An 11,810-nucleotide genomic window follows, 5' to 3' on the forward strand; every position below is an offset into this window, starting at 1 on the left:
GTCCGCGAACGCTATTCCTTGGAGACCGGCCCGACGAAGTTGGTGTCGAAGCTCGGACCAAGCGCGAAGCCCTTGAGGTTCTTGCGCAGACCGGCGACTTCCAGCTGCTGGTGGATGACGACGAAGGGGCTGGTGTCGAGGATCTTCTTTTCGAGATCCTTGTACATGTCGGCGCGCTTGCCAGAATCCTTCTCGAGCAGGGCTGCTTCCGTCTGCTTGGTCAGGTCCGGAATGTCCCAGGCATTGCGCCATGCCAGCGTCTTCGACTTGCCAGCATCCGAATTGTCCGGGTTCGAGGCAAAGGTCTGGGCATTGGAGTTCGGATCGAAATAGTCCTGGCCCCACTGGCCGATATAGATGTCGTGGTTGCGGGCACGGTATTTGGTCAGCGTCTGCTTGCCGTCGCCGGGGATGATCTCCAGCTTGATGCCGGCCTGGCCGAGCGTCTGCTGGATGGATTCCGCCATGCCGGTGGTCGGCTGGCCGGTGCGCACGTCCATGGTGACGCTGAAGCCGTCGGGCAGGCCGGCCTTGGCCAGCAGCTCCTTGGCCTTGGCGACATCGAGCTTGAACGGGTTCTCGTCCAGTTCGCCCAGAACGCCCTTGGGCAGGAAGGTCTGGTGGATCTCGCCGATGCCCTTGAGGATGGTCGTGCTCAAGGCATCATAGTCGACCAGGTATTTGAAGGCCTGGCGGACCTCGGGCTTGGCGAGGTTCGGGTTCTTCTGGTTGAGGCTGATGTAGTAGACGGTGCCTTTCGGCGCGCTAGTGGTGGTGAGGTCGGCATTCTTGGCGATGGCGTCGAGGTCGTTCGGCTCGAGGTTGCGGGCAACGTCGATGTCGCCGGCTTCGAGCGCCAGGCGCTGCGCCGAGCTTTCCTTCATGTTGCGGTAGATGACGCGGGCGAGCTTGGCCTTTTCGCCGTAATAATTGTCGTTGCGCTCCATGACGACCGCCTCGTTGGCACGCCATTCACGTAGCTTGTAGACGCCCGAGCCGGCGTAGCCCGTCTTCAGCCAGGCGTTGCCGAAGTCGTTGTCCCATTTGTAGTCGGCGCTCGGCGTCACCGCCGCGACATGTTCCTTGACCAGCTTGGCGTCGACGATGGAAGCGACGGTGGCCGACAGGCAGTTCAGCACGAAACTTGGCGCATAGGCCTTGTCGACGGTGAACTGGAAGGTTGTGTCGTCGACCGCCTTGGCCTTCTCGGTGACGTTGTCGCCGCTGATGCCGAACTGATCGATGATGAAGGCCGGGCTCTTGTCCAGCTTGACGGCGCGCTCGAACGACCAGGCGACATCGGCGGCGGTGATCGGGTTGCCGGAGGCGAATTTCAGGCCCGGCTTGAGCTTGAACGTATAGGTCAGACCATCGTCGGAGACGGTCCAGCTTTCGGCGAGATCGGGCTTGACCTTGGAAGTGTCGCTGAGGTCGAGGCGGACAAGAAGATCATAGGTGTTGCCGGTGACTTCGGCGGTCGACAGCTCGAACGCCTCGCCCGGATCCATCGAGATGATGTCGTCGATGGCAAAACCTTCGACAAGCGTATCGGCGGGGGTGACCGCGCCAGCCGGCGCTCCGGCCAGAAGCAGCGCCGACATGGCGGCGCCCGCAAGCAGGATACGGGATCGTAGAGCAAGCTTTTCCATCATCATGATGATTGTTCCCTGTTTTGTTGTTGGTTGACCTGAGTTCCCGGCTCAGGGTTACGGTGTTCTTTCAAGGCTCGACGAGAGCCTCTGCCCCACTAACGTCGTGGTTTTTGTCCAGTTGGTCAACAGCATATCCGGCGGCCCAGCGGTGGGCAACGAGCATTTATGCGACGGTTCATTGGACCAGAATGGCGGGCGGGCGTGTCGACGCATACATCAGCCAATCGAGGCACCGATCGAGAAAAAATCTGCTAAATTCGGAGCTATTTCAGCGCCGCGACGAGGCCGGCATCGGGAAAACAGGTGGCGGCCTGGCCATTCTTTTCCTGCCATCTACCGATCGAGCGGCGGGTCTTGAAGCCAGGCAGGCCGTCGGCGCTGCCGACATCGTAGCCCTTGGCTTCCAAGGCACGCTGCAGGGCGGCGATATCGGAGCGGTGGAGATCGCCGACCGGACCCCAGCCACCGGTAAAATTCTGATCGCCATGGGCGATGCGGTCGGCGCCATGGCCGATGAACAGCGCATAGAGGTCGCTGGTGTTGTATTCCTTCAGCACGTAGAAATTGGGGGTCGCGATGAAGGCCGGACCGCTGCGCCCGGCCGGCATCAGCAGGAAACCTTCCGCCTTCAGCTCGCTTGCCGGGAACGCCTTGCCGCCGACGCGCTCGACGCCCATGGCAGCCCATTGTGCAATCTTTTTCCCTTGGTCCGGGCCCTCCAGCGAACAGGAGACGCTCTGGGGCACCATCACCTCGAAACCCCAGCTGCGTCCCCTCACCCAGCCGTAGTGGACAAGATAATTCGCGATCGAGGCCAGCACATCGGGCGTCGAATTCCAGATGTCGACGCGGCCGTCGCCGTCGAAATCGACGGCATGCTTGAGCAACGAGGTTGGCATGAATTGCGGCTGGCCGAGCGCGCCGGCCCAGGACGATTTCATCGCGCCGACCGGCGCCAGCCCACGCTCGACGATTTCCAGCGCCGCCAGCAGTTCTGTGCGGAAGAAATCCTTTTTCGTCGACATGAATGCCTTGGTGCCCAGCACCTCGAAGGCGTCGTAGGGCATCTTCGCCGCGCCGAAGCCGGTTTCGCGGCCCCAGATCGCCAGAAGGATTTCGCCCGGCACGCCATAGCGCTTCTCGATCGCCGCGAGCGTCCTTGCATTGGCCGCCTCGCGCGTCCGCCCGCCCGATGTGACGGCGCGGATGGTCTTCTCGGCGAAATAGGCCCCCGGCAAGCCGAACTCGGCCTGGTGCTGCTTCTGCGGGGTTTTGGGTTTCTCGCCGGGCATGACAAGGTCCGGCAGCTTGAGATTGGGCTTCACGCCGTCGAAGGCGGCGTCGAAGGTGTTTTTGGAAATGCCTTTGGTTTTGGCTTCCGGCCAGAGGTCGTTTTGCAGCCAGGCGCGGAACTGGTCGTCAATGGGGGCGGCGTGGGTGGGGACGGTGAGGACCATCCCCACTAGAGCAGCCAGAAAAAATGCAAGGCTGAATTTGCGAAAGTCGCGTTCCGTCGCACCCCCCTCTGTCCTGCCGGACATCTCCCCCGCAAGGGGGGAGATCGGCTGTCGGCTCGGCTTTCGCCAATCACCAACGTTGAAAGGAGTTCGCCGACGCCGAAGCTGCCAATCTCCCCCCTTGCGGGGGAGATGTCCGGCAGGACAGAGGGGGGTGCCTGGCACAGACAGGTGAATGACGGCCATAGAATGCACCTTCCCCACCAATAACGTTAAAACGCCGTCCTGGACCGCAGTGCCGCGGCCAGCGTGCCTTCGTCGAGATAGTCGAGCTCACCGCCGACCGGCACGCCGTGCGCCAGCCGCGTTATCTTGACCTCGAAACCCGAGAGCTGATCGGTGAGGTAGTGCGCGGTGGTCTGGCCCTCGACCGTCGCGTTGACGGCGAGGATGATTTCCTTGATTTCGCCGCCGGCGACGCGATCGATCAGCGAGCGGATGTTGAGCTGGTCCGGGCCGATGCCGTCGAGCGGCGACAGCGTGCCGCCGAGCACATGGTAGCGCACGTTCATCGCCGCCGCCCGCTCCAGCGCCCAGAGATCAGAGACGTCCTCGACGATGATCAGGGTGGCGGCATCGCGGCGTGGGTCCGTGCAGATCATGCAGGGGTCCGAGGTGTCGACATTGCCGCAGGTCGAGCAGATGCGCACCTTGTCGGCGGCCTCGCCCATGGCGGCGGCCAGCGGCGAAAGCAGCTGTTCCTTCTTCTTGATCAGGTGCAGCGCGGCGCGCCTGGCCGAACGGGGGCCAAGCCCCGGCACCTTGGCCAGGAGCTGGATCAGGCGTTCGATCTCGGGACCGGCGATTCGCTTGGACATCGCTCTGATCTAGGATTTTTCAGAGCGCTTTGAAACATCCCCCGTCGACGCACGGTTCGCCATGCTGCCATGCGAGAATTAGTTTGTTTCGAGCGGGCGGCCCTGGCTGACAATCATCGCGCCGATGGCATCGGTGTTTTCAGGCGTGGACTGGAATCCCATCGAGGCTTCCTGTGGAGCGTCCTGGATCGAGGAGATGACCCGTTTGTTCGAGGTTCCGCTGTTCAGGGTTCCGCCAAAACGGGCGGCATCCGGCTCTTCCATCGGCTCCTGCATGGCAACTTCCACCGGCTTCGCCGAGACCCGCGCGGATTTTGCCGTCGGCGCCGCGGCCGCGGTCAGATAGGTCTGCTGCGCGGGGGCGGTACGGACGGGCTCCGGCTTGGCCGCCGGTTCCGCCGCGGCGGTCATGTAGACTTGCTGGGCTGGAGCGTTGCGAACTGATGCCTTGGCCGGGCGCACCGTCTCGATGGATGCGACCCGTGTCGCGGGTACCCCCGGCAACGCCGCCGGCTGCTCGGCCGAGGCAATCATCGGCTCATCCGGCAGCGGCTGCCAGTTGCGGCCGCGCTTCTCGTAGAAGGCGTTGCCGCCGGCTACCATGGTGTAGTGCATGTTCTTGTAGGGGAAGCGCAGGCCGGCGGTGTGGAAATACATCGTGTTCTTGAGCTTGGTCTTGCGCTCGCCCTTGAGCACGGCGTCGGCGGCCTCTTCGACATCGGGCATTGCGCGCGAATTCATCGATCTGGTCATGACGCCCGGCGCGAACTGCCCGGGCTCACCGACCACTTGGCAGATGGTGTTGCCATGGTTGCCCGAGCGCAGCCGGTTCATCACCACCGTGCCGACCGCGATCATGCCGTCGCGGCTCGACCGGTTGGATTCGAAGAACATCGCCCGTTCCAGGCATTCCCTGTCCTTCGGCGTGTGACTGTAGGCGCGCGAACTCAGAAAGCTCGGCGTGATGGCGTCGGTCAGGCTGGCGACGGACATGCCGTGCGAGGTTGTCTGGCTGCAAGCGGCCAAGAAAAGGGGAGACGTAATGACGCCGAGCAACAGCGGCGTCTTCCATCGCATCGCGATCAACAGGTAACCCTCTCACTTCAACGCCCGCCCCAGGCTGCGGCAAGAATGAGACACTTTCGGGCAAAATGATGGCCAAAACGTTATTAACGGCATACTGTTGCCGAATTGACACAAAATCGAGGCTTTCCAGATAGATCGAGCCATCGTTTCACACGGGTGGTGACCGTTCTCTCTTCGTTTTGCCGCAATTCCCTTGGGGAAACGCCAAGTGCTTTTCCCGGCAAGACCGCGCCATGCGTTCCAAAACGGCCTATTGCCCGGCGGCGATTGCTGCCGGCCGGCCGGGCTCGATCTCTTCGATCTTCTCTGAAAACAGGCCGCGCCTGAGAAACAGCGACCGCGCCTCCCTGGCCGTCGGCGCGATCTTGCCCGGCCAGTCGCTGTCGATGAACTCGGCCTTGGTGAAATCAGTATTTGTTTCGGAGGCCGCCTCCAGGAATTCGGCGATTTCCAGCACGATCGCGCGTTCATCCCTTGAAAGCGCCGACGTGCCGGCCTCGATCGACGGCCGATGCACGAAATCCTCGAACAGGTTGAAGTAGCCCTTGATGCCGACGAGATCGACACCGGCGTCGCAATCGGCGAGGATTTCCAGAATCTCGTAGATCCTGTTGCGGATACGCTGCTCGATCAGTCTTTCGGACGGCTCGTCGATCATGGGCGCCGGTCTCTGCTTTCATGCATATCGTTGCCTGCGCACCCTCGGGTCGAGCCCGTGGGCATGCTTTGGGCGACGTGCATCAGAAAGGCAGTTTCATTCCCGGGGGAATGGGCAGGCCGGCGGTCAGCGCCTTGGTCTTTTCCTGCATGATCTGCTCGACCTTGGCCTTGGCGTCATTGTGCGCGGCAAGAATCAAATCCTCGAGGATTTCGACGTCGTCCTCCTTGAACAAGGACGGGTCGATCTTCAGCGACTTGATATCGAATTTTCCGCTCAGCGTGACGCTGACCAGGCCGCCGCCGGCCTGGCCGAGGGCTTCGACCGTCGCAATCTCATCCTGCATGGCCTGGAACTTGGCCTGCATTTCCTTCGCCTTGCCCATCAGGCCGAGAAGATCTTTCATGGTCCGATCCTTTGCGGATTAGTGCTGGATATCAGGGTTCGTCGTCATCGGCCGGCGGCTCGACCGGCATTTCGGCCTCGCTCGCGTCGGCGTCGGGCGTGTCGGGAATGCGCACATCGATGATCTTGGCGCCGGGAAAGCGGGCCAGGATGGAGGCCACGGTCGGGTCGTTCCTGGCATCGAGGAAAGCGTTTTCACGCTTCGTCGATTCCATCTCGGCCAGCGTCTGGCCGCCCTCCTCCTTCGACAGCGACACCAGCCAGTTGCGGCCGGTCCAGGCGCGTAGCTTCGTCGTCAGGTCGTTGAGCAGCATCTTGGGCGCATCGTCGGTCAGGCTTACGTCGATGCGGCCCGGTTCGATGCGCACGAGGCGGATGCAGCTCTTGATCAGCACCTTGAAGGCGATGTCGCGTTTCGCGTCGGCAAGGGCAACGATGTCGGCCAGCGATTTCAGCGGTACGGCTTGCGTCTCCGGCGCCGGTTGCGGGGGCGCGACGAAGGCAGTCGGAGTAGGCGTGGCCTCGACCAGCCGCATGGTCTGGGCGCCGCCCGAGCCGCCAGGCATGCGCGCCTGCGCCGGGGCGCTGGCGCCATTGCCGCCATTGCCGGGATTCACGGGGCCGGGGCTCATCGGCGCGCCGTTCGGGCGCGGCGCGGCGCCAGTTGCCGAGGCGCCGCTCTCCAGCGATCTCAGCGCCTCGTCCAATGTCGGGAGGTCGGCGGCATGCGCCAGCCGGATCAACACCATTTCGGCGGCACTGACCGGCCTGTTGGAGGACTGCACCTCGGGAATGCCCTTGAGCAGCATCTGCCAGGTCCGCGACAGCACCCTGACCGACAACGCCCGGGCGAAATCGGCACCGCGCTGACGCTCGTCCTGCGACAGCGAGGCATCGTCCATCGCGGTCGGCACGAAGCGCAGTCTGGTGACGAGATGGTTGAACTCGGCAAGATCGGTGAGCACGGCGGCCGGATCGGCGCCGGTATCGTATTGCGCGCGAAACTCCCCAAGCGCTGCCGCCACATCGCCCTTCATCACATGTTCGAACAGATCGACGACACGGGCGCGGTCGGCCAGCCCCAGCATGGCGCGCACGGCCTCGGCGCTGACCGAGCCGGCGCCATGGGCGATCGCCTGGTCGAGAATGGAGAGCGAATCGCGGGCGGAACCTTCCGCCGCGCGCGCGATCATCGCCAGCGCGTCGTCGTCGACCGAAATGCCTTCCTTGCCGGCGATCGAGGAGAGATGCGAGACGAGCGCGCCGGCGTCGATGCGCCTCAGGTCGAATCGCTGGCAGCGCGACAGGACGGTGATCGGAACCTTGCGGATCTCGGTGGTGGCGAAGATGAACTTGACGTGCGGCGGCGGCTCTTCCAGCGTCTTCAGCAGGCCATTGAAGGCCTGTGTCGACAGCATGTGCACTTCGTCGATGATGTAGACCTTGTAGCGGGCCGAGACCGGCGCATAGCGCACGCGCTCGATGATGTCCCTGATGTCGTCGATGCCGGTGTGCGAGGCGGCGTCCATCTCGATGACGTCGACATGGCGGCCTTCCATGATGGCCTGGCAGTGCTCGCCAAGCACGGCGAGGTCGACCGAGGGCTGATCCGTGGTGGCGGTTTTATAGTTCAGGGCACGCGCCAAAATGCGCGCGGTGGTGGTCTTGCCGACGCCGCGCACGCCGGTCAGCATCCAGGCCTGGGCAATGCGGCCGGTGGCAAAAGCGTTGGTGAGGGTGCGCACCATCGGCTCCTGGCCGACGAGTTCGGAAAAATTCGACGGACGGTATTTGCGCGCCAGCACGCGGTAGGCGGCGGCCTTGCCCGTCGCCAGACTATCGGGCCCCGAATTTCCGGCTTCGCTCATTCGCCCGTTAAGCTCCAAAATGCCGCGCCCACAGGCGCCGATTCCTGCGCATAGTCTCGCCCGCGCTGCAATGCGTCGTCAATGTCGCGAGGAGGGCCGATGAGGTGGGAGGCTGGAACAATGACCCGTTCCGGGCTCGTTAGGGCTGCTTCCTTCCGGACCTGACCCGGTTGGCGAGTGGATCGTCCACCACCAACCTCCCGCTGTCCATATCGGCAATTGCGCGACGAAATGCAAGTGCGCAGGCAAATCGGCACCGCGAACCACCAGATTCGCTTGCAGCACCGGTGCAGCCGCTCTAGCGTTCATGGTTTGAGGAAACCAAGAAAAGCAAGGGAAACGCCGATGCTGCCGGGCCTGAAGGCCGGATTCACGCTGGATGCCCGGCTGGAGGCCGACAGCGAGCAATTGATGTGGCTGGGGCTGTGCGAATTGCGGGTGATGAACGACCGCCGTTGGCCATGGCTGCTCCTGGTGCCGCAGCGGCCGGGCGCGGAGGAGATCCACGACATGACGCCGCTCGACCAGGCGATGCTGACCTTCGAGACCAATATGGTGGCGCAGGCGCTGAAGAAGGTGAGCGGCTGCACCAAGATCAACACCGGTGCGCTCGGCAACATCGTGCGCCAACTGCATGTCCACATCATCGCACGGTCCGAGGGCGATCCCGGCTGGCCCGGTCCGGTCTGGGGGCACGGGCTGCGCGAGCCCTATCAGCGTTCCGACCTGCGCCGGTTTGCCGAAACGATAAGGGCAGCGCTATAAGCCTTGCCGTGTCCATCCCAAGCATGTCCATCCCCAACACCAGAGTCCACATGACCTTCCGCCTGTTTGACGCGCCCGTGCGCGAGCCGAGCCAGTTCGTCGGCTTTGCCGGCAACACGATCGACCGGCAATCCGAGAACCGCGCCGACGATTCGGTCGACAAGGCGCTGGCCGACCCGACGACGCGGCTGCTGTTGATGAATGGCGGCAGGCTCCTGCTGAAGCCCGGCGAGGGCGGCCGCCTCGACCCATGGTTCGGCATCGCCGAAAGCGAGCCCTTCAGCCCTTCGGTCGACCAGGGCGTGCTGCTCGGCTTTTCCGAACAGGGGCCGGTGCTGGCGGTGCTGGCGGGCGTCGATGCCGAACAGCTGCCTGAAACCATTAAGGCGATCGATTACCGCTCGGTCTATATGCAAGGGCTGATCGACGAGGCCGCCGCCGGCGCGATGGCGCAGGGCGCCGCCCTGCTTGCCTGGCACGCCAGTCACCGCTTCTGCAGCAAATGCGGCACGCAATCGCAGATGCGGGCCGGCGGCTACAAACGGCATTGCCCCAATTGTGGCACCGAGCATTTTCCGCGCACCGACCCGGTAGCGATCATGCTGACCACGACGCGGGAGAAATGCCTGCTCGGGCGCGGCCGGCATTTCGCGCCGGGCATGTATTCGGCGCTTGCCGGCTTCATCGAGCCGGGCGAGACGATCGAGGCGGCGGTGCGCCGCGAAACGCTGGAGGAGGCGGGCATCCGGCTCGGCCGCGTCGTCTACCACGCCAGCCAGCCCTGGCCGTTCCCCTATTCGCTGATGATCGGATGCTTCGGCGAGCCGCTCAACGAGGACATCCAGGCCGATCTCAACGAACTGGAGGACTGCCGCTGGTTTTTGCGCGACGAGGTGCGCCTGATGCTGGACCGAACGCATCCCGACAATCTGGTCACGCCGCCGAAAGGCGCCATTGCGCACCACCTCATCCGCGCCTGGGTCGACAGCGAATAACGAATATCGAAGTCATTGCAGGAGAGACAAATGATCCGTCACACCGTCGTCTTCACGCTGAAGCACCCACCGCATTCGCTGGAGGAAAAGCGGTTCCTCGTCGACGCCAGGAAAATCCTCTCGGCGATCCGGGGCGTCACGCATTTCGAGCAATTGCGGCAGGTCAGCCCGAAGAACGACTATCAGTTCGGCTTCTCGATGGAGTTCGCCGACCAGGCCGCCTACACTAGGTACAACGACCATCCCGACCATGTCGCCTTCGTGCGCGACCGCTGGGTGCCGGAGGTCGAGGCCTTCATGGAGATCGATTACGTGCCGTTGGGCTGGTAGCTCAATCCGCCACCTTCCACTGCTCGCGTGACTCGCTCGCTGGATAGACGCCGAGGATCCGCACTTCGCGCGAAAAGAACCGCAGTTCGTCGAGCGCCAGCTTGACCAGCGGATCGTCGGGGTGGCCCTCGATGTCGGCGTAGAACAGCGTCGCCGTGAAGGCGCCAAGCTGGTAGCTTTCCAGCTTGGTCATGTTGATGCCGTTGGTGGCGAAGCCGCCCATGGCCTTGTAGAGCGCGGCCGGCACGTTGCGGACGCGAAAGATGAAGGTCGTCATCATCTTGACGTCGGGTGACGGACGCTCGGCCCATTGCTTGCTCTTGGTCAGGACGACGAAGCGAGTGACGTTGCTGTCGGTGTCCTCGACATTTTCCTCGATGATGTCGAGCCCGTAGAGCGCTGCTGCCAACGCCGGCGACAGCGCGGCCATGGTGCGGTCCTTGACCTCGGAGACCATCTTGGCGGCGCCCGCCGTGTCGCCGGCGACCACTCCCTTCCACCCGTTCTTGCGGATGTATTTGCGGCATTGGCCGAGGGCGTGGATGTGGGTGTGCACGGTCTTGATCTCGTCGCGCCTGACGCCCGGCAGCACCATCAGCTGGAAATGGATCGGCAGGAAATATTCGCCGACGATGTGCAGCTTCGATTCCGGCAGAAGGTGGTGGATGTCGGCGACGCGCCCGGCGATGGTGTTCTCGATCGGGATCATGGCAAGATCGGCCTTGCCGGTCTCCACGGCATTGAACGCGTCCTCGAAGGTCGGGCACGGCAACGGCTCCATAGAGGGATAGACGTTGCGGCTGGCGGTGTCGGAATTGGCGCCGGGCTCGCCCTGGAAGGATATTCTATTGGTCTTTTCAGGCATGCTGATATCTCAGTTGGAAAGGATTTGCCTGGCACGGTCCAGGTCTTCAGGGGTGTCGACACCAAGCGGCAGCGACTGCACGATCTCGGCGTCGATGCGCATGCCGGCTTCCAGGGCCCGCAGCTGCTCCAGCCGCTCGCGGCGCTCAAGCGGCGACGGCTTCAGCGCGACGAAACGCTCGAGTGCCGCGCGTCGATAGGCGTATAGGCCGACGTGGTGATAGAGCGGCCCCTCGCCCCAGGGTGCCGTGGCGCGGGTGAAGTAAAGCGCCCGCAACCGCGTGCCGGTGAGCGGCGACCCGACGATCTTGACGACGTTAGGATTGGTCTTTTCCCCCTCGCGGACGATCTCGACACCGAGCGTGGCGATATCCACCAAGGGGTCGTCGAACGGCCTGAGCGAAGCGGCGATGATGCCGGGATCGATGGTCGGCAGGTCGCCCTGCACATTGACGATCGTTTCGACTTCGCCCCGGGGATCGAGTGCCAACAGTGCCTCGTGGATGCGATCCGAACCCGACTCATGATCCAAGCGCGTCATCACCGCCTCGAAACCATGCGCCCGCACCGCTTCGGCCACGCTTTGCGTGTCGGTCGCCACCACCACCCGGCCAAGCCCGGCCTCGGCCGCGCGGCGCGCCACATGAACGATCATCGGCGCGCCCGATATGTCGGCCAGCGGCTTGCCCGGCAGGCGTGTCGAGGCCATGCGGGCCGGGATCAGGATCAAGGTGGACATCGGTCTGGCAAAGCGTTCGAAAAGAGGAGGGGAAAAGTGGCAAAAGGTCTCACTGGAAGCGCCCTTATAGGTGTTGCAACGCCGGAGCAAAAGACCTAGTTTCCGCCCGATTT

At 63.5% G+C, this 11,810-nt stretch carries 12 protein-coding genes and 1 other RNA gene; 3 read left to right on the forward strand and 10 right to left on the reverse strand.

Annotation, left to right across the window (positions count from 1 at the left end):
* Positions 1-11 precede the first annotated feature (11 nt).
* The 8 genes from FJ527_RS01945 to ffs all read right to left on the reverse strand — a co-directional run bounded on the left by FJ527_RS01945 (position 12) and on the right by ffs (position 8,205).
* On the reverse strand, positions 12-1,655 hold the full coding sequence (locus tag FJ527_RS01945; RefSeq protein ID WP_140614797.1) for an ABC transporter substrate-binding protein: 1,644 nt from the start codon (positions 1,653-1,655) through the stop codon (positions 12-14).
* A gap of 260 nt (positions 1,656-1,915) precedes the next feature.
* Entirely contained in the window at positions 1,916-3,193 is a 1,278-nt protein-coding gene (locus FJ527_RS01950) for a lytic murein transglycosylase (protein ID WP_140821416.1), read from the reverse strand.
* Positions 3,194-3,381: 188 nt separating this feature from the next.
* Positions 3,382-3,987 (reverse strand): recombination mediator RecR, encoded by a 606-nt coding sequence (gene recR / locus FJ527_RS01960; protein ID WP_015314042.1) that lies wholly within the window; start codon positions 3,985-3,987, stop codon positions 3,382-3,384.
* A 78-nt stretch (positions 3,988-4,065) separates the two neighbouring features.
* Positions 4,066-5,073, reverse strand: a complete 1,008-nt coding sequence (locus FJ527_RS01965) for a cell wall hydrolase (RefSeq protein WP_140821418.1) — start codon at positions 5,071-5,073, stop codon at positions 4,066-4,068.
* Between the two features lie 250 nt (positions 5,074-5,323).
* Positions 5,324-5,731 (reverse strand): hypothetical protein, encoded by a 408-nt coding sequence (locus tag FJ527_RS01970; RefSeq protein WP_140821420.1) that lies wholly within the window; start codon positions 5,729-5,731, stop codon positions 5,324-5,326.
* Between the two features lie 82 nt (positions 5,732-5,813).
* The gene (locus FJ527_RS01975) at positions 5,814-6,137 is read right to left on the reverse strand and encodes a YbaB/EbfC family nucleoid-associated protein (RefSeq protein ID WP_015314045.1); all 324 of its coding nucleotides are present in this window, start codon (positions 6,135-6,137) and stop codon (positions 5,814-5,816) included.
* Positions 6,138-6,168: 31 nt separating this feature from the next.
* The gene (locus tag FJ527_RS01980; RefSeq protein WP_140821422.1) at positions 6,169-8,004 is read right to left on the reverse strand and encodes a DNA polymerase III subunit gamma/tau; all 1,836 of its coding nucleotides are present in this window, start codon (positions 8,002-8,004) and stop codon (positions 6,169-6,171) included.
* Positions 8,005-8,108: 104 nt separating this feature from the next.
* Positions 8,109-8,205, reverse strand: an RNA gene (gene ffs, locus FJ527_RS01985) — signal recognition particle sRNA small type.
* A 144-nt stretch (positions 8,206-8,349) separates the two neighbouring features.
* On the opposite strand from ffs, the gene FJ527_RS01990 reads away from it, so the two are divergent.
* Genes FJ527_RS01990 through FJ527_RS02000 form a run of 3 tightly spaced genes read left to right on the forward strand, consistent with a single transcriptional unit; the run spans position 8,350 to position 10,094 of the window.
* Positions 8,350-8,769: an HIT family protein gene (locus tag FJ527_RS01990; protein ID WP_015314047.1), complete on the forward strand. Its 420-nt coding sequence runs from the start codon at positions 8,350-8,352 to the stop codon at positions 8,767-8,769.
* Between the two features lie 50 nt (positions 8,770-8,819).
* Complete coding sequence (gene nudC, locus FJ527_RS01995; protein ID WP_140714078.1) at positions 8,820-9,764, forward strand: NAD(+) diphosphatase; 945 nt, start codon at positions 8,820-8,822, stop codon at positions 9,762-9,764.
* A gap of 30 nt (positions 9,765-9,794) precedes the next feature.
* Positions 9,795-10,094, forward strand: a complete 300-nt coding sequence (locus FJ527_RS02000; RefSeq protein ID WP_140723014.1) for a Dabb family protein — start codon at positions 9,795-9,797, stop codon at positions 10,092-10,094.
* Position 10,095: 1 nt separating this feature from the next.
* On the opposite strand, the gene FJ527_RS02005 is transcribed toward FJ527_RS02000, so the two are convergent.
* Together FJ527_RS02005 and FJ527_RS02010 are read right to left on the reverse strand one after the other, a co-directional pair.
* The gene (locus FJ527_RS02005) at positions 10,096-10,959 is read right to left on the reverse strand and encodes a prephenate dehydratase (RefSeq protein ID WP_140714083.1); all 864 of its coding nucleotides are present in this window, start codon (positions 10,957-10,959) and stop codon (positions 10,096-10,098) included.
* Positions 10,960-10,968: 9 nt separating this feature from the next.
* Entirely contained in the window at positions 10,969-11,697 is a 729-nt protein-coding gene (locus FJ527_RS02010; protein ID WP_140660621.1) for a 3-deoxy-manno-octulosonate cytidylyltransferase, read from the reverse strand.
* Between the last annotated feature and the right edge of the window lie 113 nt (positions 11,698-11,810).

Origin of the sequence: Mesorhizobium sp. B2-4-18 (genome assembly GCF_006441385.1) — a bacterium.
Classification (GTDB): Bacteria; Pseudomonadota; Alphaproteobacteria; order Rhizobiales; family Rhizobiaceae; genus Mesorhizobium; species Mesorhizobium australicum.

Bases quoted from the DNA above. Each gene is read 5' to 3' on its own strand.
- FJ527_RS01945 (WP_140614797.1), bottom strand. From the start codon at position 1,655: ATGATGATGGAAAAGCTTGCTCTACGATCCCGTATCCTGCTTGCGGGC.
- FJ527_RS01950 (WP_140821416.1), bottom strand. From the start codon at position 3,193: ATGTCCGGCAGGACAGAGGGGGGTGCGACGGAACGCGACTTTCGCAAA.
- recR (WP_015314042.1), bottom strand. From the start codon at position 3,987: ATGTCCAAGCGAATCGCCGGTCCCGAGATCGAACGCCTGATCCAGCTC.
- FJ527_RS01970 (WP_140821420.1), bottom strand. From the start codon at position 5,731: ATGATCGACGAGCCGTCCGAAAGACTGATCGAGCAGCGTATCCGCAAC.
- FJ527_RS01975 (WP_015314045.1), bottom strand. From the start codon at position 6,137: ATGAAAGATCTTCTCGGCCTGATGGGCAAGGCGAAGGAAATGCAGGCC.
- FJ527_RS01980 (WP_140821422.1), bottom strand. From the start codon at position 8,004: ATGAGCGAAGCCGGAAATTCGGGGCCCGATAGTCTGGCGACGGGCAAG.
- FJ527_RS01990 (WP_015314047.1), top strand. From the start codon at position 8,350: ATGCTGCCGGGCCTGAAGGCCGGATTCACGCTGGATGCCCGGCTGGAG.
- nudC (WP_140714078.1), top strand. From the start codon at position 8,820: ATGACCTTCCGCCTGTTTGACGCGCCCGTGCGCGAGCCGAGCCAGTTC.
- FJ527_RS02000 (WP_140723014.1), top strand. From the start codon at position 9,795: ATGATCCGTCACACCGTCGTCTTCACGCTGAAGCACCCACCGCATTCG.
- FJ527_RS02005 (WP_140714083.1), bottom strand. From the start codon at position 10,959: ATGCCTGAAAAGACCAATAGAATATCCTTCCAGGGCGAGCCCGGCGCC.
- FJ527_RS02010 (WP_140660621.1), bottom strand. From the start codon at position 11,697: ATGTCCACCTTGATCCTGATCCCGGCCCGCATGGCCTCGACACGCCTG.